This window comes from Escherichia sp. KCJ4928, from assembly GCF_004352695.1.
GTDB lineage: Bacteria > Pseudomonadota > Gammaproteobacteria > Enterobacterales > Enterobacteriaceae > ECMA0423.
On sequence record NZ_SJWV01000712.1, the window covers coordinates 1 to 297 of the forward strand.

Genomic DNA, 297 nt, shown 5'->3' on the forward strand with positions numbered 1-297 from the left:
TCAGTGCCACCAGCGACCCGGAGTATTACTTTGTTGTGGTTCTGGCAGGGCAGTCAAATGGCATGTCGTATGGTGAAGGTCTTCCGCTGCCGGAGACATATGACCGTCCGGACCCGCGTATTAAGCAGCTGGCGCGCCGCAGTACGGTGACACCGGGCGGTGCAGCATGCAAATATAACGACATCATTCCGGCGGACCATTGTCTGCATGATGTGCAGGACATGAGCCGTCTTAACCATCCGAAAGCGGACCTGTCAAAGGGGCAGTACGGAACCGTGGGGCAGGGGCTGCATATCG

The 297-nt window shown here is 57.6% G+C and carries 1 pseudogene; it reads left to right on the top strand.

The features are described from left to right. A pseudogene (locus tag E0D98_RS26385) lies at nt 1–297 on the top strand (hypothetical protein); the annotation flags it as partial.